Origin of the sequence: Kluyvera sp. CRP, from assembly GCF_019930565.1 — a bacterium.
Classification (GTDB): Bacteria; Pseudomonadota; Gammaproteobacteria; order Enterobacterales; family Enterobacteriaceae; genus Kluyvera; species Kluyvera georgiana_A.
Map to the genome: position 1 here is coordinate 3,017,496 of NZ_CP082841.1, position 24,239 is coordinate 3,041,734.

A 24,239-nucleotide genomic window follows, 5' to 3' on the forward strand; every position below is an offset into this window, starting at 1 on the left:
TCCTTAGCGTTTCGGCGGCGCGTAGACGCGCGGCGTCGGCAGCTTGCCGCTCAGCACGTAGTCGCCCACTTCGCGCGTCCGGTAGGCCACCGGATCGTGCAGCGTATGGGTGCGCACGTTGCGCCAGAACACGTCCAGCCCGTATTGATTGCTGGTGGAACGCCCGCCGGTCAGCTCGTAGATTTCATTGCTGATTTTCAGCGCCACGTTGTTGGCAATCACCTTGGCCTGGTCGGTTAACAGCGCCAGCTCGCCCCACTGGGTTTCGCTGAGATCGTCGCCCGCGTGGAAAGCGTCCTGGAAGGCGTGGGCGGTTTTTTCCGCCAGTGCGATCCCGGCGGCGAGGTCGGAAGAGAGTTCCCCCGCCTTCAGCCGGTGATAGGGATCCTGCAGCGCGCTCTCCACCCCGGACTCCGGCCACGGGCGGACGGTGTCGCGGAAGTAGGCGGCGGCTTGTTTCAGCGCGCCTTCGGCAATGCCGAGGTAGAAGTGAACGAAGATCAGCTGGCTGAACTGGTTACGCAGGGCGTTGCGTAGCAGCGCGCTGTGCGGCTTCTCCTCCAGCCCGGTGAGGCGATCTTTCTCCTGCAGGCGCAGGCGGTTGAACTCCAGCGTGCCGCTGGCGGTGAGGCGCTGGCCGAGGTTGTCCCAGTCGTCGTTAAAGGTAATGCCCGGCTGGTCGGCGGTGACCTGATACTGCACCAGTTCATCGCCCACCCATACGGCGATGGTCATCACCTGCGAGACGGCGGCACCGGTGGCGAAGGTACGGCGTCCGGTGACGTACAGGTCGCTGCCATCCCATTCCAGTTGCAGACGCGGGTCGCGCGGGTTGCTGATGCTCGACTGGAACCAGCCTTTTTCCGCCACGCCGCGGGCGATAAATTCCCACTGCTCGCGGTTGCCGAGAATGTAGCTCCAGACGCCGTTGGAGTAGTGATAGGTAAGCAACTGGCCGAGGGAGCCGTCCGCCGCGGAGATAATGCGGCCAATCTCCAGCGCCTGCACCAGATTGGCGCCGCCGCCGCCCAATGACTTCGGCACCGCTAATTTGAGCAGGCCGCTCTGACGCAGCCAGTCGATCTCTTCAAACGGATGCTGGTTGGCACGATCGCGCTCCAGCAAGGTGGCGTACAGGCGGTCCGCGACTTCCTGCGCCACCGCTTTCCAGTGGGCGAATTCCTGGTGGTTAAGTCCGGCATAAATGTCCTGAGCGTGGCTCATAGTTCCTCTCTTAGGTGCGATGTTTTTTTATGGTTGATGTGATGAATGCAGCAGTCCGCTGCGGCGTAGCAGGGCGCCTGCGCCCTCGGCGAACCAGTAAGCCTCTTCAAGATGCGGCTGGCCGGATAAAATAAAGTGCTCGATGCCCAGCGCGTGGAAGGCCTGGATTTTCTCCGCCACCTGCTGGTGGCTGCCGACGATGGCGGTTCCCACGCCGCCGCGCACCAGCGCATAGCCGCTCCAGATATTAGGGGCGACCTCCAGCAGACGGACGTTTTCCGGATTGACCTGCTCGGCCTGAATATCTTCCAGCAGCGCGCTCATGCGCTTTTGCCCGACCGATTCGGTGCGCCCCAACAGCGACTGGGCGCTGTGAATACGCTCCGGGGTAATGCCGTTGAGCAGGCGTGCGGCTTCGCGCCAGGCCTCCTCCTCGGTATCGCGGCTGATAACGTGAAAGCGAATGCCAAAGCTCGGCGTGCGCCCCTGGGCTGCGGCTAGCGCGCGCACGGTTTCCAGTTGCGGTGCGACCTGCTCCGGCGGCTCGCCCCAGCTAATCCAGGTGTCGGCCTGGGCGGCGGCGACCTGCTGGGCCGCCGGGCTGGAACCGCCAAAGAACACCGGCGGCACGGGCCACGGTGACGGCAGCAGGGTGGCTTGCTCCAGCTGATAGTGCTCGCCGTGAAAATCGAACGGCTGGCCGCTATTTCTGGCATGGCTGACGCCTTTAAACGCGGCAATAAACTCGCCGCTGCGGGCGTAGCGTTGATCGTGATCCAGTCGGTCGCCGTAGCGACGTTGCTCAACGGGATCGCCGCCGGTGACGATATTGATCATCAATCGCCCTTCGGTCAGCCGCTGGAAGCTGGCGGCCTGATGGGCGGCCAAGGTCGGTGAAATAAAGCCCGGGCGGAAGGCGACGATAAATTTCAGCCGTTCGGTGTGCTGGCTGATGGCCATGGTGCTGAGCCACGCGTCTTCGCACCAGCTACCGGTCGGCGTCAGCACGCCCTCAAAGCCCAGACGTTCGGCGCTGCGGGCGATATCCACCAGATAATCGAGCGTTGCGGGGCGGAACTGCCCGCGGATGCCGCTGATATGTTGGGAGTCGTCGCCCGCGCCGACGATCCCCCGGCTGTCGCCGTTGGTCGGCAGATACCAGTGCAGATGAATGCTCATGGCGCCTCCTGGATATAGCGCTCGCTCAGCTGGCGGAAACGCGTGCCGGGGTGATCGTCACGCAGCCGCCGTTGCCCGTTGCCCTGCAGGCGTTCGCGCAGGGTCAGGGATGAACCATCGGCGCTGCGCATGCGGCCTCGCGCCTGCAGCTCCGGCACCACCCAGCGGACAAAATCTTCAAAGCTGCCGGGGCTGATGGCGTAGGCGAGGTTGAAGCCGTCCACGCCGGAAGCGTCGGCGAAGGCTTCCAGTTGGTCGGCGACGCTCTGCGGGCTGCCCACCAGCGTTGGGTGAATGCCGCCGATGCCGATATAGTTGCTGATATCGCCCACCGTCCACTGGTGCTCGGCGTCGATGCGCGTCAGCCCGGCCAGCGCGGAACGGCTGGCGTTGGTTTCGATATATTTGAGCGGCGCATCCAGCGACCAGCCGGACCAGTCCACCCCGGTCCACGCGGAAAACAGCGCCAGCGCCGCCTCCTGGCTGGCGTAGCTGAGGTAGTCCTGGAATTTGGCGTGGGCTTTGGCGTCGTCTTCATCCACCACTACGCTGATGGCGGTGATAAAACGAATGGCGTCGGCGGCACGGCCCTGCTCATGCGCCTGGGTACGAATTTTGTCGATATTCTGCGCAATGGACTGCGGCGTGGTGCCGCCAAGGAACACCACTTCGGCGTTCTGCGCGGCGAACAGCCGTCCGCGATCCGAGGTGCCGGCCTGGAACAGCACCGGCGTGCGCTGCGGGCTGGGCTCGGCCAGATGGGCATCCGGCACGGTAAACCAGCGTCCCTGATGGCGAATCGGGTGAACTTTGGCCGGGTCGGTATACACGCCTGCCTCGCGGTCGCGTCGTACCGCATCGTCTTCCCATGAGCCTTCCCACAGTTTGTAGGTGACCTCCAGAAACTCCTGCGCCCGCTCGTAGCGTTCGTCGTGGTCCATCTGTTTTTCCAGCCCGAGGTTTCGCGCGGCGGACTCCAGCACCGAGGTCACAATGTTCCACGCCACCCGGCCTTTGGTCAGGTGATCGAGTGTGGTGAACTTGCGCGCCAGCAGGTAGGGATGTTCGTAGGTGGTGGAGACGGTAATGCCAAAACCGAGCTGACGGGTGGCGGCGGCCATCGCCGAGACCAGCAGCAGCGGGTCGTTGACCGGCGACTGCGCGGCGGTTCGCAGCGCGGCGTCCGGTTTGCCCTGGTAGACGTCAATCTGCCCCAGCGCGTCGGCGATAAACATTGCATCGAAACCGGCGTCATCCAGCAGGCGCGCAATGTGCAGCCAGTAGTCGAGCGTGGTGTACTCGCTGGCGCGGTCGTCGGGGTGTCGCCACAGCCCGGCGGAGACGTGGCCGACGACGTTCATCATAAAGCCATTGAATAACAGTTGTTTTTTCGCGGTTGTCATGGTGTGTCCTTATTAAACTGGTCAGGCAAATCGTTTTAAGGCCGTCTCTGTCTCGCCCGGTGGCAGCAGATAATTGGCGGCCAGCAGCTGCCGGGTGAGCGGATGGCGCTCGGTGGCATACAGCGCGTGGCGGGGGAAATCGTCGACGACTTCGCCGTGGGCCATCACCACAATGCGCTGGCAAAACTGGGCCACCAGCGCCAGGTTGTGGCTGATAAACAGGCAGGTCAGGGCGTGCTGTTGATGCATACGGGTGAGCAGGGTCATCACCTGCGCCTGCACCGTGAGATCCAGCGCCGAAGTGGGTTCGTCGAGCAGCAGAAAACGCGGATTCACCACCAGCGCGCGGGCGATATTGGCGCGCTGGCGTTGGCCGCCGGAGAGCTGGTGCGGGTAGCGTTGCAGCAGCCCGACGTCCAGCCCCACTTCGCTAAACAGCGACTGGGCGCGGGCCACCGCCTGCGAGCGCTGTGTGGTGATGCCGAGACGAAACTGCGGGCGCACCAGCTGTTCTTCCAGCGTCAGGCGCGGGTTGAACGACGCCAGGCTGTCCTGGAACACGCATTGCAGCTGACGACGCAGGGCGGCGACGCTCTGCGGATCTGCCGTTCGCACCGGCTCGCCAGCAAACAGGATCTCGCCGCGATCGGCGGGGATCAGCTGCGCCAGCAGCCGCGCGAGGGTTGATTTTCCGGAGCCGGACTCGCCGATAATGCCGACAATCTCACCGCGCTGAACGCGCAGATTGACGTTGTTTACCGCCGTCACCGGCACCTTTTTCGGCCACCACCCCTGCGGCTCTCGTCGCCAGAAATCTTTACCCAGCGCGCGGGTTTGCAGCAGCGGCGCGCCGTCAACGAGTCGCGCGGCGACCGGTGAGATATTCGGCCACGGCACCGCTGCCAGCAGCGATTGAGTATAGGGATGCTGTGGTGCGGCAATAAGTTCTGCTGTGGCGGCCTGCTCAACGATGCGCCCATGCTGCATTACCGCAACGCGATCGCTTAATGCCGCCACCACGCCGAAATCGTGGGTGATGATCAACAGCGCCATTTGCTGCTGCTGGCACAGCTCTTTGAGCAACTGGAGGACCTCGCGCTGTACGGTCGCGTCGAGGGCGGTGGTGGGTTCATCGGCAATCAGCAGGCGCGGGCGGCACATGGCGGCGAGCGCAATCAGAATACGCTGGCGCATCCCGCCGGAGAGCTGGTGCGGATAGAGCGCCATCACCTGCTCAGGCTGGCGGATTTTCATGCGCACCAGCCAGGCGATCGCCTCTTCGCGCAGGGCGCGTCGCCCCAACGTCGGATGCAGGCGACGCAGATTGTGCTGAAGCTGTTTGCCCACTCGCCACGAGGGATCGAGGGTGGAGAGCGAGTTCTGAAACACCATCGCAATATCGTGGCCGCGCAGGCGGTTAAGCTGTGCCGTCGACTGGTGCAGCAGCGGCTGGCCGTCGAAGGTGATGCTGCCGCTTACCGTCACCTGGTCTGCGGGCAGCAGGCCGAGAATGGCGGCGGCGGTGACGCTTTTACCGGAACCGGATTCCCCCGCCAGCGCCAGCACTTCGCCGGGGGCAATGGTCAGGGAGACGTCGTTTACCGCCTGGACGTTCTGGCGGTGGAAAAGCACGTTAAGGTGGGCAATTTGCAGCAGGCTCATGGTTGCCGCTCCTTATTGGTAAGGGTCAAGGAGATCGCGCAAGCCATCCCCCAGCCAGTTAAACGCCAGCGAAAGCAGTACGATCGCCACGGCAGGCGCGGTAGCGACGTGCGGCGCGCCGAGGATCATCATCTGTGCGCCTTCGCCGACCATGCGCCCCCAATCGGCCTGCGGTGGCTGCACGCCCAGGCCAAGAAAACTCAGGCCGGCGAGGAACACCACCATGCCGCCGAGCAGCGAGGTGGTGTACACCAGCAGTGGGGTGGCGACGTTGGGCATAATTTCACGGAACAGAATGTCGGCAGTCGACGCCCCCTGAGCGCGTAGCGCTTCGACGTACTCTTTCGCCACTTCGGCGCGGGTATCGCGATAGACCACGCGGGTGAGGTAGGGAATAACGCTGCAAATCAGGGTAATGATGAGCGTGGGATAACCGCTGCCCAGCACCGCCGACAGGCCGATGGCGAGCAGTACCATCGGGAAGGCGAACAGCATGTCCATGCTGCGCATAATCAGTTCGGAAAAGGCCGACGCGCGAAAGCCCGCCAGCATGCCGAGGGCCAGGCTCACCAGCGCGGCGAAGATTATCGGCACCACCGAGGCGGCGAGCAGGCTTCGCCCGCCCCAGATGATACGGCTTAAGACATCGCGCCCCTGATTATCCAGCCCCAGTAGATGGCCCGGCGTACCCGGCGGCGCCAGACGCAGGCCGTCGAAGGCCGCGAGCGGGTCATAGGGCGATAGCCACGGCGCGAACAGCGACACCAGCAGCGCGCAGAGCAGAATCAGCAGGCCGAGCAGCGCCAGCCCGTGTCGTGAAAGCCGACGCAGGAAGAGGGTAGGGGTCATGGTTAACGGGCTCCTTCGTGGCGGGGATCCAGCCAGTCCTGCAGGATGTCGCTCAGCAGATTGACGGCGAGGAAGCAGACGGCGATCAACATCACCCCGGTCTGGATAGTGGGGTAGTCCTGGCCCGCAGCGGCGTTATACAGCTGAGTGCCAATGCCGGGCCAGGCGAAAATCTTCTCAATAAAGATGACGCCGCTGAGCAGGTAGCCAATTTGCAGCCCGGTGATGCTGACAATCGGCGCCAGCAGGTTTCGCCCCAGGTGTCGCCACAGCAACAGCGCTGTGGGATAGCCCAGTGCCCGGTAGGTACGGATGTAGTCAGCATTCATGATGTCGATGACGCTGTGACGCACCTGACGGGCGAGAATCAGCATCGAGATCAGCGCCGTGGAGAGCGCCGGTAAAAACAGATGGTGCAACAGGTCGCCCAGCCCGCGGTCGCCGCGCATGTCGTACATCCCCGAAACCGGGAACCAGCGCAGCTTCACGGCAAATAGCCAGATGAAAAACACCGCCAGCCAGAAGATAGGAATGTTATGGCCGAGCTGGACCAGCAGCATCACCAGGCGGTCGCGGCGGGTACCCTGCCACAGGCCGCACGTTACGCCTACCGCGACGCCGGGTATCAGGCATAACAGCACCGCCGCGCCGGTCAGAATCGCGGTATTGGCGAAGGCGCTGCTCAGCACTTCGATCACCGGTGCGCGCAGGGTCAGCGAGGTGCCCCAGTCGCCGCTGAACAGGTTCTTCAACCACAGCAGGTACTGCACCGCCGCGGGCTTATCCAGCCCGTAGACATGACGAATTTGCTCGATGGCCTCGCTGGAGAGCTGCCCGGCCAGCGCGTTGGCGATCGGGTCGCCGGGCACCAGCTTGGCAATCAGGAACACCAGCAGCGAGATCAGAAACAGCAGCGGCACGGCCTGCGCCAGGCGAAGCAGTACGATGCGAATCATGGTTTCAACCACACGCGGGTCAGGTCGTAGAAATTCTGCGCCGGGACGTTAAAGCCCTGGACGGCGGGCGACGAGGTAAACACGCGGTTCAGCTCCAGCAGCGGGACAAACGCCGCCTGCTGCTGGAACTGCTGGTTAACCTGATGCCACAACGTCAACGCTTTTTGCCGATCGGTGGTGACGCTGGCCTCGGCGATCAGCGGCTCGACGCCGGTAATGACCTTTTCGCCTTTGCCGCGGGAAACTACGTAGTTTTTCCATGCCACGTTCAGCCACTGCGGGGTAATCAGCCCCCATTCCATAGTGAATAGCCCGGTGTCGTCGGCGAGGTTGGCCAGGTGCGAGCTGTAGGTAATCCACTCCTGTGACACCACCTTCACGGTAATGCCAACCTTGCTCAGATCGCGTTGGATCCACTCAATCACCGGCTGGTTTTGATCGTAAGTGATGATGGTGAAGCTCACTTCACCGGGCTGATATCCGGCATCGGCCAGCAGTTTTTTCGCCCCTTCCGGGTCGTAGGTATAGTCTTTCTGCTCGGCGAGGAAGGCTTCGTTAGAGCGGTTAAGAATGCTGTAGCTCGCCACCGCGTGGCCGTTCAGCAGTGACTTCACCAGCTCTTCACGGTTGATGGCTTTGATCACCGCCTGGCGCACGGCCAGCTGGCGGGTATATTTATTGGCAAAGTTCCAGCCGAGGAACAGCTGGTTAGCTTCGGTGCTGTCATGCACCGTGTAGCCGCTCTGCGAGAGCAAATCGACCGCGTCGGTCGGGGTCCGTGACAGGATATCCACCTGGCCGGACTGCAACGCGCTGACGCCGGTGCTGCCGTCGAGAATCGGGCGGAAGATCAGCCGTTCCATATACGGTTTTTTGCCCCACCAGTCGTCGTTGCGCACCAGTTCGGTACGGTCGTTGCGAACCCGCAGCACAAAGCGGTACGGTCCGGTCCCGGTTGGGTGTTCCGCCAGACCGTCCTGGCCCCATTTTTTCAACGCCGCCGGGCTGAAAATGCCGGAAACCCAGTTGCCCTGCGGCAGGAAACGCAGGAAGTCAGGGAAGGGCTGGTTGAAGGTGTAACGCACGGTAAGCGGGTCGATAACCTCAATCGCTTTCAGGTCGCGATAAACCTGGGCCATGGTGGCCTGTGAGCGGGCATCGAAGTATTCGAACTGTGGGTCGGTAAAGCGGCGCACGTTGAAGCGTACCGCTTCGGCGTCAAACGGCGTACCGTCGTGGAACTTAACCCCTTCACGCAGATGAAAGGTGTAGACGGTCGCGTTGTCGTTAACGTCCCAATGGGTCGCCAGGCCGGGAACGATCGGCGGGGTGCCCTTTGCCGCCGGAACCGAGAGATCTTCGGCCACCAGCGACTCATAAATATGTTTGTCTACCCGGTAAGTTTCATAAGAATACTGGCGGTTGGGATCGTAAATGGTCGGTTCCAGCGCCTGGCCAATAATTAACGTTTTGCCATAACGCGATTTCTCATCACCGTCTTCAGCAAAGGACAAACCGGGTAATCCTAATCCCATAAATAATGTGGTGGAAATGGCGGTGAGCTGTAATAGCTTACGGCGAGATAATGATATCCCGGATGAAAATTGATTGTTTTTCATAACGATGTCCGATTTGCGAATGCAGGTGTTTTTAATATTTGCCTGATTTTTTTATTGGGATCAGGTCAGACGGCGATACTAGCACCGGATAAAAAAGAGAATAAATACGCATTTGTGATTTTGTTTTCTGCTTTTCTTATTTGCGGTTTTTGGCTTTGGTTTGCCGGATTTATTCATTGTCGATAAAAATTGTTTTATTTAAGGTCAGTTCTTTTTATTTCGGTAAATAACATGCGCAATAACATTATTCTCAGTGGGTTTACGATGGCGGCGGTTTCCCACATTAACTACGGCATGTGGCGTGACCCACAGGACCAAAGTTATCGCTATACCGATATTGAATACTGGGTGGCGCTGGCAAAGCTGCTGGAAGATAACGGCTTTGACTGCCTGTTTATTGCCGATGCGCTGGGGCTGATTGATAGCTGGCAAGGCAGCCCGGCGGCATCACTGGCGCAGGGGATTCAGTCGCCGCTGATTGACCCGCTGCTGCTGGTTTCCGCCATGGCGGCGCAGACGCAGCGGCTGGGATTTGGGATCACGGTCTCCACCACCTATGAACAGCCTTATCTGCTGGCACGCAAATTTACCACCCTCGATCACCTGACCGGCGGGCGTATTGCCTGGAATGTGGTGACGTCACAGCTGGAGAGCGCGGCGCGCAATCTGGGGCTGGAAAAACAGATGGACCACGACGAACGCTACGATCGCGCCGATGAGTTTCTGACCGTGAGCTATAAATTGTGGCAACACTCCTGGGAGCGTGCGGCGCTGAAGCGCGATAAGGCGGCGGGCATCTACAGCGACCCGCAGAAAGTCCATGCGGTCAACCATCGCGGGCGCTGGTTTTCGGTGCCGGATGCCCATCTTTCTGAGCCCAGCCCGCAGCGCACGCCGGTGATTTTCCAGGCCGGCGGCTCGCCGCGCGGCATTGATTTTGCCGCGAAGCATGCCGAAGTGGTGTTTGTCGCCGGGCTGGACGCCAGCGGCGTGCGCCGACAGGTGGCGGCAATTAAGGCGCGGGCGGCGGCGTTGGGACGCGCGCCGGGGGCGATTAAGTTTATCAGCGCGGTGACGGTGATTACCGGGGAAAGCGAACATGACGCGCAGGCGCGCTATGCTGAACGGCGCGCCCGCTACGATTTGCAAGGGGCGCTGATTCACTACGGGGCCAGCACCGGGGTCGATCTCGCCGGTCATTCGCTGGATGCGCCGCTCGCCTGGCAGCAGACGAACTCGAACCGTTCGCTGCTGAAAATGGTCACTGGCGAAGACGGGCAACCGAGCCGCACGCTGCGTGAAGTGTTTCATCCTGAACAGGGTCTGGGGCGGCAAAAAACGTTTGTCGGCAGCGGCGACAGCGTGGCCGCACAGCTGGAACAGTGGCTGGAGGAGAGCGACACCGACGGCATTAACCTGGCGCAATGGCTGTCGCCGGGCTGCTTTGAAGATTTCGCTCGCTGGGTGATACCCGCGCTAAAACAGCGGGGGCTGTTGGGCAATGCTGGCGAAGCCGCCACGTTGCGTCAGCGCTTATTCCCGGATGGCAGCGCCGAGCCCGCAGCCGATCATCCCGCGCAGATTAAATAGCGGAAATAAAGTTTCTTTATTTGAGTAATAAGCGGAAATGTTATTTCCGCTTATTACTTATGAGAATGTGAAGTCTATTTTATTTCGTAATATCCATTTCTGTTTCTTCGTTTTTATTGCGTCAGAACAAAAACGTTATATTCATCAGGCCTGTATGGTAGCGCCTCATATTGAGTCTGTTTACCTATAAAATGATGAAGAATCTGCTGTTATTATTATCGTTTATTTTAATTTCCCCCTCATCTCTGGCGCTGAATTTTAACTCGACGGCGCTGCAGCTTCATTGCCCGTCGCGCGGCCTGGTGGAGGTTACTCTCCATGTCTATGGTCATGTATCGGAACTGTGGCAGGGGCATTATGAAGTCGGCGCTGGCCACCGTCAGGATAACGGCGTCGAGGTGGTCAGCTTTAGCAATGGCGACAGGCTTATCCACCGCAGCCGTAGCGGCGAGTTTTTATATCGCTATGCGGGGAAGGGGACACTACAGCGCTGCCAGAAGCTTTCCGAAAGCCCGCTCCATGCGCAGACGCTGGCCTATCACCATTAACGTTCGCCTGCCTGTAGGTTATCGTTCGCCCAGTGGATAAACGCTTTTTTCGCCAGCGCCGGGCTGAATAGCCAACCCTGTCCGGTCTGCACGCCGTGGGCGAGCAGCCAGTCGCGTTGCGCGGGAGTTTCAATCCCTTCGGCCACCATCGTCAGGTTGAGCGATTTTGCCATGTCGATGATATGGCCGGTCACGCGATTGTGTTCCAGGCTGTCGACGAAGGATTTATCGATCTTCAGCGTGTCGATGTCCAGATCCTGCAAGTAGCTGAGGCTTGAATAGCCGACGCCAAAATCATCAATACAAATGGTATGGCCCATTTCCCGGTAGGCCTGAATCACCGGGCACGCGGTTTTGGGAGTGATGAGTTCGCGCTCGGTAATTTCAATCGCAATCTGATTGGCGGCAACCTGCCACTGCGCGAGCAGTTTTTTAACGAGCGTCGGTAGAGGAGGTGAGCTGAGGTCGGCGGCGGAGAAATTAATCGCAATATGCTGTTGTGGATGCGCGGCCAGCCAGTTCCCGAGATCGTCAAATACCGTACGCACGATATATTCGGTCAGTTGATTAATAACGCCGGTTTGCTCGGCCAGCGGGATGAAAATATCCGGCGGTAGCCAGTGGCCGTCCGGCTGCTGCCAGCGGGCCAGCGCTTCGGCGCCGACGATGCGTCCGCTCTTCAGGTCGACCACCGGCTGATAGTGCACGCTGATCTCCTTCGTCCGTATGGCATCGAGAATGCGGTAATGGGATGAACGCAGGCGGCGCAGAAGACGCAGCATCAAAAATGCCGTGATGAGACTCAGGAGTATGCCCAACGGCACCCAAATCATCAGCTGGTGGCGCAAGCTGGATTCCATCGGCTGCAGGGAAGACCAGGTCAGTAAAATCGCCCCCACCGTTGGCAGAAGCTGCTGGTGGTAAACGATGCCGTCTTTTTCGATTGTCGGCTGAAAGACATGCAGATTTTTTTGCCAGAAGTCCGCGTCGACAGGCGCATTGCTGGTGATCACCTGATACCCTTTCGTACTGATCAACGCGGCATGAATGGGGTAGTGAGGGTGCGGCAAGACGTCGATCAGTGAATCGGGATCCACAATGGCAACGTACCTGCCGTTGCTGACGGCGACCATTTTGTCGTCGGTTTGCAGGTCGTGACGCGACACCAGCCACACCTGATAACCGCCGGGGGCGGTAAATTCGGAGTCAGGGACTTTTTCGCCCAGACTATTGCCCAACAGGGCGCAGGGATGGACCGCGTTTTCAAGGAAAAACACGCTCTGCACGTATTGATGAATATAGGACATCTTTTGCAACTGACGCAGATGCGCCAGGCTACAGGTCTCGCCCCGGAAGCGGCTGACCTCTTCCAGCGCGGTACGCGTTTGATGCTTGACGCGCTCTGAACGCGCCATGACCCGTGCGGCGTAGTTGTTTAACTCCTGGTCAAAGAGTTCGTGAGCCTGGCGGTGGGCCAGCCACAGGCTGAGCGTAATGGGCAGAATGATTAGGATAATCAGCACGCCCGTGATTATGCTCACCAGACGCTGCGTGGTCATCATAAATTCCTGGTGCTCGAGCGGAGGTTATTAAGCGATTTATTCGCTGCTGATTATATCGTTGGCAGGGGGCTCCAGACTATAACAATATAAAGATTATGCCTATCATTCTGCTGGATACCGATTTTGGCTCGAAGCGAAATACCCCTTCAGGATGAACTGAAGGGGCGTTTTTTATCCATTATGGTGCCATTTGTCCGCCGTTGACGTCCAGAATCTGCCCGGTGATATAGCCGCTGCAGGCGTGCGATGCGAAGAACAAGAACGCTGGCGCAACCTCCTCAGCGGTGCCAAAGCGGCCCATCGGAATACTGGCGGCGATTTTGGCCCGCAGTTCGTCGCTTTTCCCGTCATGAAACGCGGTATCGATGGTGCCCGGTGAGACGATATTGAAGCGGATACCGTCGACGGTAAATTCTTTCACCCAGTTACGGTGAATATCATGCAACCAGGCCTTCGACGCCGCGTAGACGCCCGCACCCACGCCGCCGCCCTCGCGCCCGGCGATGGAACCGGTGCTGATAACGCAGGTGGTTTCACCTCGGGCTTTCGCCGCCGCGCGTAAATGCGGAATGGCAAAGCGGGTCATCATCAGCGCCGAGCGGGCGTTGAGATCCATCACCCGGTCGTAAAATTCATCGTCAATGGCTTCCAGGTTGGCTCGCCCTCCGAGACCGCCGGCGTTGTTAATCAACACGTCCAGGCCGCCGAAGCGTTCAACAAACGCGGCGACCAGGTGAGCGCATTCGTCCGAGCGGGTGACATCAGCCTGCAAGAATTCGACCTCGCCGCCGTATTGACGCAGCAGACTCAACGACTCCTCCAGCTCCGGCGGTACGTTATGGCTGTTGATGCCGACTTTGGCTCCCTGGCGGGCAAACGCCAGCGCGGCGGCCAGCCCCATCCCTGCGCTGGACCCGGTGATTAATACGCGCTTATTTTTCAGGTCGGTAAACATAGTTGCTCCCTTGTGTTGAAGAATCAGAAGAGGCGCTGCGCCAAAGAACGTAGCCGAACAAAATGATGGCGGCAGCGCTGAGCAGGAACAGCAGGCGTCCCCACAATGGATTAGGAATCAGGATCATCAGCAGCATGCACAGACCCATGGCGAGCGATATCTTGCCGATTTTGCTGCGCTGCAGGCGGTCGAAGCCATCCTGCTCGTGGTCGGCGTAGACCGGTGTTTCCATATTGCTGAAGAAGGTAGCGAGCACCGAGGCGCGCGCTTTACCCGGCTCGCGGTAAAACAGCGTCGACAGGCAGAAGAAGCCGCCGGTAAACACCAGGTGGCAGAAGATATTCCACACGGCGGAGAGATCTTTCAGTTCACGGTTGGTCAGCGTCAGCCCCAGCGCGTCGCTCACGTCTTTCACCGTGATCCAGTGGGTAATGACGTAAGAAACAATCAGCCCAAAGACCACCGTCCCCCATGCGGACCAGTCCGGTGTTTTGCGGATAAACATGCCGAAGAACAGCGGCACGATAATCGGCGCGGAAGCCAGGGTCCCAACCTGAATCATCAGGTCAAACAGGCTCAGCTCTTGCAGCGATTGCATATACTGCGCGACCAGAATCACCAGCACGCCGTTGACGATGCACGCCGTCTGGCCGACGCGCAGCAGGTAGTGCTCGCTTTTGGGTTCATTGCGATTCACCACCGGCGTCCAGAAACTGCGCACGAAAATGCCCGAGTTGCGGTTAAGCGCGGTATCCATCGACGACATGGTGGCGGCAAACAGGCCGGCCATCAGCAGCCCGACGGTTCCCTCCGGCATGGCGCGTTCGGCGAACACCAGATAGGCCGCGTCGGTGGCGTTTTTCCCCAGTTCCGGGTGCGACTGCGCCATATCCGGGTAGAGAATGGCGGTGGCCCACGGCGGAATAAACCAAATCAGGGTGCCGAACAGCATCAGGAACAGGGCAAACAGCGCGGCTTTTTTGGCGTTGGCGCTGTCCTTGGCGTTCAGATAGCGATAGGAATCCTGCAGGTTGTTGAAGCTTTGCAGTTGCTTCACAAAGAAGAAGGCGAAGCAGACGATCAGGATCAGAATATAGTGCGGGCCGGTGTCCGGGCCGGTAAAGAAGCCGGACGGGAAGTCGTTGACCATTTTGACCGGGCCGCCGACTTTAAACAGCGCCACCGCCGCGCACACCACCGAAATAATCGCCACAATCAGCGTTTGTACGAAGTCGCTGGCCACCACGCCCCAGGAGCCGCTCAGCAGGGAGATCAGCAGCACCACCAGACCGGTGATCCACAGCGTCAGCGTTAAGTCATACTTAAAGACCGCGCTGGCAAACACCGCCAGGCTGTTAAGCCACACGCCCGCGTTAAGGATGCTGAGCGGAATCAGGATCCAGGTAAAGAACTGCTCGTTTTTCGGGCCAAAACGCTGGCTGATGGCCTGAGTGGGCGTATCGACCCGCAGCTGGCGGAAACGGGTGGCGAACCACCACCAGCCGACGATGTAACCAATGACGTTACCGGCAAAGACGCCGATGGCCGTAAAGCCGTAGCGATAGGCCTGACCGGCGGCGCCGGTGAAGGTCCAGGCGCTGAACTGCGCCATGAACGCCGTCGCGCCCACCATCCACCACAGCATCCTGCCGCCGCCGCGGAAGTAGTGGCTTGCCGACCCGGTACCCATTTTTTTGAACGCGTAGCTGATAGCAATCATCAGCACGAAGTACACCACCATCACAATAATGTTGATATCCATTATGTCCACACTCGCGAGTTGTATCAGGAGATGAAGTATTATTTGTCATTTAGTATGACTAATAAAATTGGCGTGAGCTGATTTGCGATCCACTTCAATGTTTGGCGTTTTATCGAGTGTGACTTGTGATCTGTGTTGAGTAATTGAACAATTTGGCGTAAAAACGATCTTTATTAGTATGACTAAATGCGATATCAGGCTGTCGAATGATGGTTAAATGTACGGAAAAAGCCGAGAAAATTGCGCTGGATGCGCTAATCGATCCCCCTGGCTATGTTACACTGAGCCATAATTCTTGTTCAGGTATGACAAAAGCATGAACTTCACGACGATTACGACGACACAGCGCGGCCTGGACGGCCTGATTGCCAGCGACATTGCCCGCAAGATTTTCTCCGGTCAGCTGCAGCCTGGCACCGTATTACCGGCCGAAGTTGAGCTGTGTGAACAGCTGGGAGTCAGCCGCACAGCGCTGCGCGAGGCGCTGAAGCTGGTATCGTCTAAAGGCTTGCTGGAGTCGCGGCCGAAAACCGGTACCCGCGTTCGCGCCCGCACCGACTGGAATATTCTCGACGTACAGCTGCTGGAATGGCTGAGTGGCATGGAAGGCACGCTGGAAATGTACCAGCAGTTTCTTGAGTTCCGGCGGGTGATTGAGCCGCACGCGACCCGTCTGGCGGCGATAAATGCCACGCGCGAGCAGTGCATCGCGTTGTCACAGACCTGGGAAGAAATGTGCCGCATTGCGCAAAATTTTGACGCTGAACGGTGGGTGGATGCCGATACGCGCTTTCACCGCATCATTTTTATGTCGTCCGGTAACTGCTTCTATCAGCCGTTTGGCAACGTGCTGACCACGGTGTTCAAATGGTTTATCAGCCACTCCTCAAAAGAGGGCGGCATGTGTCTCGACGACCATGAGCGCATCTATAAAGCGATTATGGCGGGCGATGCGGAGGCGGCGTTCCAGGCGTCCCTCGGCATGATGGACGCCAGCAAACACCGCCTCTGATTACGCCACGCTGAACCCGCCGTGTCCGCGGCGGTTATCTACCGCTATCCGGCAGGGCTCGCCCTGGTGGAAAGCGATTAACACTACCGTCTGCGCCGCACTGTGTTCCTCAATCATCACTTCCCGTACGTTCCCCCGCGCCTGGCGCGAAACTTCCCGCGACTCGTCAAACTCGCCGTGGCACTCCAGCACGTTGGCAAACAGCGTGTTTTGCGCATGCGTTCGTAACAGCCACGCGGGCTCCTCGCGCAGGTTAAACGCCGGATCGCTGGCTCCAGTCCGGGCGATTATCAGCTCGCCGGGCTGTGGCATTGTGCTGGTCAGCGTGTAGAAGCTGTCGCCGTATAGCCAGCTCAACTGCGCCGCCTCTGCGGCGGGCACCGGGCCACAGGCGCAGCGCCAAAGGTGCTCATAGCCTTGCGAGGTGCCGAGCGGCGCTCGGGTAGGTTCCGCCTTCAGTTCACGGTTGCAGTGGATGATTTGCCCCAACGTGTGCAGGCAATAGTCATACTGATGGCGGCTATCGCTGTACAGCGCAAACAGATCGACCAGCAGCGGGCGCTCGCACTGCGGCAGCGTGAGCAACAGGACCGTGCGCTGTTGGTTAACCCCCGGCCAGTAGTCGTCGGCAAAGGCGCTCATCCCCTGATATGGGCCGCTGCCGGTAAAGAAATGGGTATTTCCGTAACGCGCCGCCGCCCGTTCTTTGTCCCCCTGATTCTGGCAGCCTTCATCCACCACCACGGTGTTGTGGGCCACGGTTTTCTTGGCGTAGCCGTTATTTTCCGCCACGTAGCGACCGCCGAATTTAGGTTCGACGTTAACCCAGCGGGCGAAGCCGTAGTCCTGAAGGATTTCGTGCCCACGGGTAAAGTAGCTGAGGTGCAGACCGTCAAAATGGCCGTGGTTCAGGGCGCTGTGCATACCGGCGATATTGCCATGCCCGCCCCACCAAAGCAGCGCCATACTCTCCGATTCTCCGTCAGGCTGAGCGCGCAGAATACCGCCTGCGCCGCGATCGCCTGCCACGCCGTCGCGCACCAACTGCGAACGGCGGACCGTGACTTCACCCGGTGCTTGCGCATCTTCGCTGAGCAATAGCGCCCCCCGGCACGGCCAGCATGCCTGCTGATAGTGGGCGATAGCCGAAAGCTGCGGCGATGGGCCGTAGTGCTGGCGACACAGGCTGACCGCCATCAGCGCGCCTTCGTCGCGCAGATTCATGGTTTTCGAGGCATCGTTCAGTGCTGGCAGAGTGCCGTCCGGGAACGCCATATCGAACAGCGTGACGCAGGCGCGCTGGATTAAACGATCGCCGTAGGACCAGATTTCCCGTTCCGGCTGGCAGCGGTCAAGCGCCGCGGCAAGTAGCAGCATGGGGCGCAGCGCGAAACGCTGGTAGTAAAGCCCTTCGATATAGTAGCCGTCGACAGAAAACAGCTGGTTAAGCTGGGCGTAAAATCCGCCGCTGACGTCATCGCGCAGCTTACCGTGCAGGGCGATCTCCACCCACTCGGGATGGTCGGTAGCCAGGCCGCACAGCGCGATGGCGGCCACCGACCACATGCCATGGTTGTGGACGATATCGAAGGTGTCCCGGTGGACGGTAATGGCCTCACGCACCATCAGGCACAGCAAGTTTTCTTCAATATGCGCGCGGTCTGCCTCGCTGGCCGAGCCTTTCACGCAGGCCCACGCTCCGGCGGCGTAAAGTAAAAACATATCTTCGTTGAGCGTCTGGTGGAATAGCCTGCCCGGCGGATTGCTGTCGCGGCTGGTGGCGCTGCCCAGCGTCGGGTAGACGTCGGCATAGCCGCGCAGCAGCGCGAGCAGGGCGTCGCGGTAGCGGACGTCGCCGCTCAGCAGCCAGTGGAGCCCGGCGAGATCCATCATCTGATAATTGTATTTATGCCGGGCATGTTCCGGGCCGCCGCCTTCGCCGTGGCCGGGGATCCACTGCGGGCGAGCCAGCCAGGCTTCCAGCTGCTGGCGCTGGTGGCGCAGCGTGATGCCGGGCTGCGTATCGTGCGTGAAACACGCCCGCAGCGCCGTAATATCAGAAGGGGAGAGGAAAAGGGAGCGGTCGAGGATCATCAAGCATCTCCAGGTCATGTTCATTAGTATGACTATTTGATGCAAAAAATAAACCTATCACCTCATTAACAGCCAGCGCTATGGCTTTAAGTTGCATGTGAGGTCACAAAATAAACATTATTTGTCATACTATAGATGCTATCAGCTCTGAGCCGCAGAATGCTCAAGCGAAGGTCAGCGACTCGCTGATAATGCGGTTTTTACCATTTCGCTTGGCTTCGTAAAGCCGTTTATCCGCCAGCACCAGCGCCTCTTCTACGCGCATATCGTCTTTAGTGGCAATGCCGCCGCTGAAGGTAACGCGCAGGTTCGTCTCGCGAAAGTGTCGCTGCTCGCAGGTTTCACGCCAGCGTTCCAGAAACGCCAACGCGTCGTGCTGCATCATCCCGTGAAACAGGGCGACAATCTCCTCGCCGCCGTAGCGGTAGAGGGTGATGTTATCCATTCCGCGCAGACGCAGCCCGATATCCGCTACCGTCCTGAGGACCATATCGCCAACCGCGTGGCCGTAAGTATCGTTGATGGTCTTAAAGTTATCGATATCGATCATGGCGATGCACAGATCGTTGGTCTGTTGAAGAAATTCAATATCGTTATCAAAAGCCCGGCGGTTCTTGAGCTCGGTGAGACCATCGGTCAGCGCTTCGTTTTTAATCATTTCTTGCTGCACGGTGGTATTGTGGATCTCTTCATACAGCATCTCCTCCGCAGCTTTAAGTTCGATGGCGCCGTTGCGAATACCGTTCGCGATGCTGATATAGAGGCCGTTGAGAGAAGAGCGCACCATCCACCAGCAGACAAACAGCGCCAGCAGGCCGAAAGCCAGACAGTAGATAACGTTCAGGCTGTGGGTGAAGACCTGCGAGATTAAATCGCTATTGCGCACTTCATGGACCAGAAACCACGTGGTGTCGCCCACCGCGCTGCAGAAATACCACCTTTCGCTGTCAGGCAGATAGAAAAAGGGCGTCTGTTTATTGAGTCGGGGGGCGACGTTGGCCAGCGTCTGGGGATTCACCGCCTCTCTTTCATTGGTTATCTGCTGGCCTTCGTTATCCATGATCCACTTGCGCCCCGGCAGGGTGGAGTAGGCGGCGTTCAGGATATCCATGCTGGGTTCCTGGTTAAGCCGGATGGCCAGCACGCCAAGCTTTTCGCCGTCTACGTTGTTGATCAGCGATTTGGAGAGCGTGAGGGTGCTGACGGCATCATCAAAGATATCCCGACTGCGGGTATAGTGCGTATTGCCTCCGTCATCGCGAATGGCCGCCATATACCAGATCTTGTGGCGCGGGTCGGTGTCTTCCTCGGTTTTGTCGTTGAGCTCAACGTTGGGCAGACGGATAAAGCCCCCTTGCTGGTCGGCGTAGACCAAGGTACGGGCGTCGGGCATGGTGCTAAAGCGCTCAAACAGCCAGTGACGGAGTTCGCCGTCGTCATTCTTCTTATCTTGTTTGATGCTGATAAACTGCTCGATGGTTTCATCAAGCATGATGTCGTAGTCGTGAAGGTACTTTGCGGTGTAAGCGGCCAGATTCTGCACGTCGCGCATGTTTTGCCGTTGATAGCTGCTTTTGACGTCGTGCCACTGCACCGCCAGCACTGCGATGCAGGCGAGGGTGAAAATAATGGCCGTTTTCAGGAAACAGATATTTAACGGGCGGCGGAAATTCAGGTTCCGAATCACAGCTTTCTCCAGAAGCAAAAAATCAATAAATCCATTCACGCAAGAACGATTTTTTGGGTATGACGGTAGTAAATAACCACTGAAAATTATTATTTTCCCGATGTAAATACGCTACGCACACTCACTCGATTTACTGCCTTTAATTAAAGGCTGCGAATGTTACAACCTGTAAATACCATTGTCAAAGGCGATTGAACTAATTCATATCGATCGTTGAAACCGATCGTCACGGGTATTAGCAATAAGCCAGATGACAACGATCGATATCCCTTTATTGATTGGCGAAAACGATCTGTTGTTATCATTTCATATGGATTAATTTCCTTTTAAAACAATGCTATTGTTGTCTTTTACTCTAATAAAAATATGATCGTAAGTGATGGCTTAGGCTATGTGTAATGACTTTTTGGGGAACGTTAATGCCATTGTGTAATAATGTTTCGGATATTTACATTTGTTTGATGGAGAATGATTTCCGGGGAGGTGTTTTTTCGCGGCGATAGGAAATAAATCTTCTTTCCTTGCGGAAACAATATTTCCTGAAAGGTGGCGGTAGATTTCTGATGCTGAAGGGTGAGAGGAGTAAATATAACGGGGAAAAATTATTTCTCATCCTGAGGAATATTAAACGCTCGCCGTGCAGAGACCTTCCCGGCCAGGGAAGGTCTCTATTGTCTATTACATTCCGGAGAAGACGTTCATGATTACGCCGCCGCTGATGATCAACAGCATGGCGAAAATCGCGGGTAGATCGGGCTTCTGCTTATAGAGAATCATCGAGAAGATGGTGACGCCCACGATGCCAAAACCGCACCACAGTGAGTAGGCCACGCCAACGGGGATGGTGCTCATGGCGCGGGTCAGGGCGAAATAGCACAGCGCGTAAGCGCAAACCACCAGCACTGATGGCCCCAGTTTACTAAAGCCGTTGGTTTTTTTGATCATCGAGGTGCCGGTGATTTCGGAGCCGATAGACAGCGCCAGCCATAAAAATCCGAGATTAAACATGAGCGATTCCTTCTGCGTTAGTTGGCGATTTTGTTATCAAGGGTGGAAACCGGCGTCGGCGGCGTCTCTTCCGCCTCCTCATGACCCATTTTCGAGAACAGGTTCATGATGACAATGCCGCTGGCAATCACCGCCATGCCGATGATGGCGGCGGTATCCGGATGCTGACCATAGAAGGCCATGCCCAGCGTTGAGACCACCAGGATGCCGGTTCCCGACCAGGTGGCGTAGGCCAGACCGACCGGAATATCTTTCACCGCGCGGGAGAGCGAGTAGTAGCAGATGCAGTAAAGCACCACGATCAGCGCCAGCAGCAGGGTTTTGGTCATCCCTTCGCTGGAGTCGAACATTTTAAGCGTTGAGGTGGCCGAGGTTTCCGACAAGATAACCAACAGCATCCATAGCCAGCATTTTGTTTTCGAAGACATATCTACACTCCAGGGTGTGTTATCGAGGTAAGGTTATTTTTTTCTGTGCTTTTAAAAAATCGACGGCGGCATCGGTCAACACGGCGTCGGGTGACTCGGCCAGCGCCGGATTATTGACGATATCTGTGACAGTGAGATAACGCCGTGGGCTTTCACTGACGGCTGGCGGCCTGGCGTTCGCGGTCAGCCTGTCCAGTAGTTCGTTCAGCGTACCCAGGGTGATGCCACTGGCCGTCAGGCGTTCCAGCGTTGCGCTCATTTGCGCCGCGTAGCCGGGCTGCGCGACGCCGCGTAGCGCGTTTAGCTCGCTGTGCGGGTCGCAAAGATAACGCAGCGCCAGCACCGGAATGCCTGCCAGTAGCGCATCGTGTACCCTTTGCGCTACCGGGCTTTGCAGCGTGCCGTTCAGCAGATCCGCCGCCAGCGGATAATCGAGAAACGGTAGCAGCAGCGCCTTGTAGGGGGCGGGCGGTAACGCACGGTGCCAGATCTCCGCGGGTTGCACGTCGCCAAGCGTCTGCCAGCGCTCAGCATCCGTCAGCTCGGCGCTTAACGCCAGATGCAGCCGCTCGCCGCAGCACGCCAGGCGTTGGCAAATCTCGTGGCGATACCCCTCCGCCGCGGTCACCATCACCAGCACGGGAGGCTGCAGGCGCTGGAGGATTTGCATCACCAGACGGTCGATCTGTTGCTCGGTCATCATGGCCTCCGTTAGCCTATCAGCGCCACCTGCTCGCCGTTTTTCAGCCCGGCGGCGTTGGCCTCTTCGGTATCGATGTGGAATTCGAGGGCGAAATCTTCGCGCACCCGCACCACCACTTCATCAAACGTTAGCCGACGCTCGCCGTGGCTGCACACGCTCACCTTCTGGCCGTTGCTGACGTTTAGCTGACGGGCATCCTGCGGCGACATATGAATGTGCCGCCAGGCGCAGATCACCTGCGAGTGCAGTTCAACGTGGCCTTTCGGGCCGATCAGCAGCGCGCTGCCGGCATTCTCCAGCTGGCCGGATTCGCGTACCGGCGCTTTGATGCCCAGCGCGAAACAGTCGGCGCGCGACACTTCCAGCTGCGTGGTAGGCCGGGTTGGGCCGAGCACGCGCACGTTGCTGAGCGAGCCTTTCGGGCCGACGATGGTCACGCACTCTTCGGCGGCAAACTGTCCCGGCTGGCGCAGCGGCTTAAACGGCGTCAAGGTATAGCCCTTGCCGAACAGCGCTTCGACGTCCTGCTGCGACAGATGCACGTGGCGGTTAGAGATGCCGACCGGAATGACGGGCGTAGACTCGGTCAGCCGGGCGGCGATTTTTTCCTGTAGCAGGGCGTCAATCATGCCTTCTTCCCTTTCTTATTGGCAGCGTGTTTCTCATCGGCGTTCGGCGCGGGCACCAGCGGCTGCGGCTCAACGGCGGGAGCCTCGATTGCCGGTTCAGTGACCACGGTGGTTGGCGCGGCGGCGCGTGGCGGGTGGCCCTTCAGGTTGCTGAGCGCCTCCACCACGCAGCGTTCCGGACGCGCAATCACCAGCGATGTGACCTGCGGATCGCTGATTTTTGCCACCGCGACGCCGCGCTCGACGGCGGTATGAATCGCGCTGATTTCGCCTTCAAAGCAGACGCTCACCAGCCCTGAACCCACCTTGCGATAGCCAATACAGGCCACGCCCGCGGCTTTACAGGCGGCGTCGACGGCCTGAACGGCGGCGACTAATCCTCGTGTTTCAATGACGCCTAAACTTTTCATTATCGGCTCCTTTAATGACGAACTAAGCGAATATCAAACTCAAACTGGGCGAAAAACGCTTCAAGCTTGTTCAGCTCTTCCACGCTGTAGGTCGGGTCCTCAAGAATCGGGTAGGGCATCTCCAGACGTTCGTACTTTTTGCGCCCCAGCTGGTGGTACGGCAGCATATCGATACGGCGAATATTGCCGCGTTTCGCCAGCTTCTGGACGTAATCAATCGCCCCGGTAATGGCTTCCCATGAATCGTTGTAGCCGCGCACCAACGGCATGCGCACAATCACGTTCGCGCCGGAATCAACCAGCCACTCGAGGTTGCGGCGTACGCCTTCGTTACCGATGCCGAACAGCGTTTTGTGGTGATCGCTGTCGATCTGTTTGATGTCGAACAAGAAGGTATCGGTGACCGGCGCCAGCTTCTGGTAATTGGCCAGCGGAGTGGTGCCCTGCGTCTCGACGGCGGTGTTGATCCTCATCTTCTTGCATTCACTGAACAGGGCCACGGCAAAGTCGGTTTGCAGGCTCATTTCGCCGCCGCCGATGGTGACGCCGCCGCCGGAAGAGACGTAAAAGTCATAGTCCTGCATGATGATGTCCATCAGCTCGCTGACGGTGACGTCTTTGCCCATAATATCCAGCGCGTTCTGGGTACAGATTTCTTCACACTTACGGCAGCCAATGCAGTCTTTATTGCGGTTGACGAAGTGTTTCATCGCGCCGTTTTCTTCGGCCCGGTAGTGAATGCCCGCCGGGCAGACGTTGACGCAGTCGCCGCAGTTAATGCATTTATCCTGCGAGAACATCACCTGGAACTGGCTGCTTAACCCTTCCGGATTGGCGCACCACGGGCAGCGAATATTGCAGCCTTTAAAAAACACCAGCGTGCGGATGCCGTCGCCGTCGTAGATCGAGTATTTCTGGATGTTGAAAATACGCCCGGTTAATTCTGTCTTTGCTATCAC

Annotated in this window: 21 protein-coding genes; 3 read left to right on the forward strand and 18 right to left on the reverse strand. The window is 58.5% G+C overall.

Features of this window, described 5'->3' with window-relative positions:
• Positions 1-3 precede the first annotated feature (3 nt).
• Genes K7B04_RS14050 through K7B04_RS14080 form a run of 7 tightly spaced genes read right to left on the reverse strand, consistent with a single transcriptional unit; the run spans position 4 to position 8,892 of the window.
• Positions 4-1,224, reverse strand: a complete 1,221-nt coding sequence (locus K7B04_RS14050) for an acyl-CoA dehydrogenase family protein (protein WP_223802290.1) — start codon at positions 1,222-1,224, stop codon at positions 4-6.
• 27 nt (positions 1,225-1,251) lie between these two features.
• A complete protein-coding gene (locus tag K7B04_RS14055) occupies positions 1,252-2,403 on the reverse strand; it encodes an LLM class flavin-dependent oxidoreductase (RefSeq protein WP_223802291.1) in 1,152 nt (383 codons plus the stop codon).
• A complete protein-coding gene (locus tag K7B04_RS14060; protein ID WP_223802292.1) occupies positions 2,400-3,806 on the reverse strand; it encodes an LLM class flavin-dependent oxidoreductase in 1,407 nt (468 codons plus the stop codon). Before K7B04_RS14060 ends, K7B04_RS14055 begins: the two co-directional genes overlap by 4 nt.
• Before the next feature lie 21 nt (positions 3,807-3,827).
• Entirely contained in the window at positions 3,828-5,468 is a 1,641-nt protein-coding gene (locus K7B04_RS14065) for an ABC transporter ATP-binding protein (RefSeq protein WP_223802293.1), read from the reverse strand.
• A 12-nt stretch (positions 5,469-5,480) separates the two neighbouring features.
• The gene (locus K7B04_RS14070) at positions 5,481-6,317 is read right to left on the reverse strand and encodes an ABC transporter permease (protein WP_223802294.1); all 837 of its coding nucleotides are present in this window, start codon (positions 6,315-6,317) and stop codon (positions 5,481-5,483) included.
• A gap of 2 nt (positions 6,318-6,319) precedes the next feature.
• The gene (locus tag K7B04_RS14075; RefSeq protein WP_163447921.1) at positions 6,320-7,273 is read right to left on the reverse strand and encodes an ABC transporter permease; all 954 of its coding nucleotides are present in this window, start codon (positions 7,271-7,273) and stop codon (positions 6,320-6,322) included.
• Positions 7,270-8,892 (reverse strand): ABC transporter substrate-binding protein, encoded by a 1,623-nt coding sequence (locus K7B04_RS14080; RefSeq protein ID WP_223802295.1) that lies wholly within the window; start codon positions 8,890-8,892, stop codon positions 7,270-7,272. The genes K7B04_RS14075 and K7B04_RS14080 overlap by 4 nt, the downstream gene beginning before the upstream one ends.
• Positions 8,893-9,123: 231 nt before the next feature.
• On the opposite strand from K7B04_RS14080, the gene K7B04_RS14085 reads away from it, so the two are divergent.
• Both K7B04_RS14085 and K7B04_RS14090 read left to right on the forward strand, forming a co-directional pair.
• Complete coding sequence (locus K7B04_RS14085) at positions 9,124-10,482, forward strand: NtaA/DmoA family FMN-dependent monooxygenase (protein WP_223802296.1); 1,359 nt, start codon at positions 9,124-9,126, stop codon at positions 10,480-10,482.
• Between the two features lie 170 nt (positions 10,483-10,652).
• Positions 10,653-11,030 carry a hypothetical protein gene (locus K7B04_RS14090; protein WP_223802297.1) on the forward strand — a complete coding sequence of 126 codons (378 nt, stop codon included), beginning with the start codon at positions 10,653-10,655 and terminating at the stop codon, positions 11,028-11,030.
• Here K7B04_RS14090 and K7B04_RS14095 read toward each other — a convergent pair.
• From K7B04_RS14095 to K7B04_RS14105, 3 genes are all read right to left on the reverse strand, one after another.
• Entirely contained in the window at positions 11,027-12,589 is a 1,563-nt protein-coding gene (locus K7B04_RS14095; protein WP_163448013.1) for an EAL domain-containing protein, read from the reverse strand. The genes K7B04_RS14090 and K7B04_RS14095 overlap by 4 nt on opposite strands.
• Before the next feature lie 181 nt (positions 12,590-12,770).
• Positions 12,771-13,547: an SDR family oxidoreductase gene (locus K7B04_RS14100; protein WP_223802298.1), complete on the reverse strand. Its 777-nt coding sequence runs from the start codon at positions 13,545-13,547 to the stop codon at positions 12,771-12,773.
• Positions 13,525-15,309 carry a transporter gene (locus tag K7B04_RS14105; RefSeq protein WP_163447924.1) on the reverse strand — a complete coding sequence of 595 codons (1,785 nt, stop codon included), beginning with the start codon at positions 15,307-15,309 and terminating at the stop codon, positions 13,525-13,527. The genes K7B04_RS14100 and K7B04_RS14105 overlap by 23 nt, the downstream gene beginning before the upstream one ends.
• A gap of 316 nt (positions 15,310-15,625) precedes the next feature.
• Between K7B04_RS14105 and K7B04_RS14110 the strand changes: the two genes are divergently transcribed.
• Positions 15,626-16,321 carry a FadR/GntR family transcriptional regulator gene (locus K7B04_RS14110; protein ID WP_163447925.1) on the forward strand — a complete coding sequence of 232 codons (696 nt, stop codon included), beginning with the start codon at positions 15,626-15,628 and terminating at the stop codon, positions 16,319-16,321.
• Here the strand turns inward: K7B04_RS14110 and K7B04_RS14115 are convergent, their stop codons facing one another.
• The 8 genes from K7B04_RS14115 to cutD all read right to left on the reverse strand — a co-directional run bounded on the left by K7B04_RS14115 (position 16,322) and on the right by cutD (position 24,239).
• Positions 16,322-18,415, reverse strand: coding sequence for a heparinase II/III family protein (locus tag K7B04_RS14115; protein ID WP_223802299.1), 2,094 nt, complete (start codon positions 18,413-18,415; stop codon positions 16,322-16,324).
• 163 nt (positions 18,416-18,578) lie between these two features.
• On the reverse strand, positions 18,579-20,102 hold the full coding sequence (locus K7B04_RS14120) for a sensor domain-containing diguanylate cyclase (protein WP_223802300.1): 1,524 nt from the start codon (positions 20,100-20,102) through the stop codon (positions 18,579-18,581).
• 678 nt (positions 20,103-20,780) lie between these two features.
• Positions 20,781-21,110 carry a multidrug efflux SMR transporter gene (locus K7B04_RS14125; protein ID WP_065356243.1) on the reverse strand — a complete coding sequence of 110 codons (330 nt, stop codon included), beginning with the start codon at positions 21,108-21,110 and terminating at the stop codon, positions 20,781-20,783.
• 17 nt (positions 21,111-21,127) lie between these two features.
• Positions 21,128-21,538 carry a multidrug efflux SMR transporter gene (locus K7B04_RS14130; RefSeq protein WP_163447928.1) on the reverse strand — a complete coding sequence of 137 codons (411 nt, stop codon included), beginning with the start codon at positions 21,536-21,538 and terminating at the stop codon, positions 21,128-21,130.
• Positions 21,539-21,557: 19 nt separating this feature from the next.
• Positions 21,558-22,238, reverse strand: a complete 681-nt coding sequence (locus K7B04_RS14135) for a hypothetical protein (RefSeq protein ID WP_223804169.1) — start codon at positions 22,236-22,238, stop codon at positions 21,558-21,560.
• Positions 22,239-22,249: 11 nt separating this feature from the next.
• Entirely contained in the window at positions 22,250-22,870 is a 621-nt protein-coding gene (locus K7B04_RS14140; protein ID WP_163447930.1) for a phosphate propanoyltransferase, read from the reverse strand.
• On the reverse strand, positions 22,867-23,280 hold the full coding sequence (locus K7B04_RS14145; protein ID WP_223802301.1) for a BMC domain-containing protein: 414 nt from the start codon (positions 23,278-23,280) through the stop codon (positions 22,867-22,869). Before K7B04_RS14145 ends, K7B04_RS14140 begins: the two co-directional genes overlap by 4 nt.
• A gap of 11 nt (positions 23,281-23,291) precedes the next feature.
• Positions 23,292-24,239, reverse strand: coding sequence for a choline TMA-lyase-activating enzyme (gene cutD / locus K7B04_RS14150; RefSeq protein WP_223802302.1), 948 nt, complete (start codon positions 24,237-24,239; stop codon positions 23,292-23,294).

Coding starts and splice junctions, on each gene's coding strand:
- K7B04_RS14075 (WP_163447921.1), bottom strand. CDS start 7,273: ATGATTCGCATCGTACTGCTTCGCCTGGCGCAGGCCGTGCCGCTGCTG.
- K7B04_RS14085 (WP_223802296.1), top strand. CDS start 9,124: ATGCGCAATAACATTATTCTCAGTGGGTTTACGATGGCGGCGGTTTCC.
- K7B04_RS14140 (WP_163447930.1), bottom strand. CDS start 22,870: ATGATTGACGCCCTGCTACAGGAAAAAATCGCCGCCCGGCTGACCGAG.
- K7B04_RS14080 (WP_223802295.1), bottom strand. CDS start 8,892: ATGAAAAACAATCAATTTTCATCCGGGATATCATTATCTCGCCGTAAG.
- K7B04_RS14125 (WP_065356243.1), bottom strand. CDS start 21,110: ATGTTTAATCTCGGATTTTTATGGCTGGCGCTGTCTATCGGCTCCGAA.
- K7B04_RS14135 (WP_223804169.1), bottom strand. CDS start 22,238: ATGACCGAGCAACAGATCGACCGTCTGGTGATGCAAATCCTCCAGCGC.
- K7B04_RS14130 (WP_163447928.1), bottom strand. CDS start 21,538: ATGTCTTCGAAAACAAAATGCTGGCTATGGATGCTGTTGGTTATCTTG.
- K7B04_RS14070 (WP_223802294.1), bottom strand. CDS start 6,317: ATGACCCCTACCCTCTTCCTGCGTCGGCTTTCACGACACGGGCTGGCG.
- K7B04_RS14145 (WP_223802301.1), bottom strand. CDS start 23,280: ATGAAAAGTTTAGGCGTCATTGAAACACGAGGATTAGTCGCCGCCGTT.
- K7B04_RS14060 (WP_223802292.1), bottom strand. CDS start 3,806: ATGACAACCGCGAAAAAACAACTGTTATTCAATGGCTTTATGATGAAC.
- K7B04_RS14100 (WP_223802298.1), bottom strand. CDS start 13,547: ATGTTTACCGACCTGAAAAATAAGCGCGTATTAATCACCGGGTCCAGC.
- K7B04_RS14115 (WP_223802299.1), bottom strand. CDS start 18,415: ATGATCCTCGACCGCTCCCTTTTCCTCTCCCCTTCTGATATTACGGCG.
- K7B04_RS14110 (WP_163447925.1), top strand. CDS start 15,626: ATGAACTTCACGACGATTACGACGACACAGCGCGGCCTGGACGGCCTG.
- K7B04_RS14105 (WP_163447924.1), bottom strand. CDS start 15,309: ATGGATATCAACATTATTGTGATGGTGGTGTACTTCGTGCTGATGATT.
- K7B04_RS14095 (WP_163448013.1), bottom strand. CDS start 12,589: ATGACCACGCAGCGTCTGGTGAGCATAATCACGGGCGTGCTGATTATC.
- K7B04_RS14050 (WP_223802290.1), bottom strand. CDS start 1,224: ATGAGCCACGCTCAGGACATTTATGCCGGACTTAACCACCAGGAATTC.
- K7B04_RS14065 (WP_223802293.1), bottom strand. CDS start 5,468: ATGAGCCTGCTGCAAATTGCCCACCTTAACGTGCTTTTCCACCGCCAG.
- K7B04_RS14055 (WP_223802291.1), bottom strand. CDS start 2,403: ATGAGCATTCATCTGCACTGGTATCTGCCGACCAACGGCGACAGCCGG.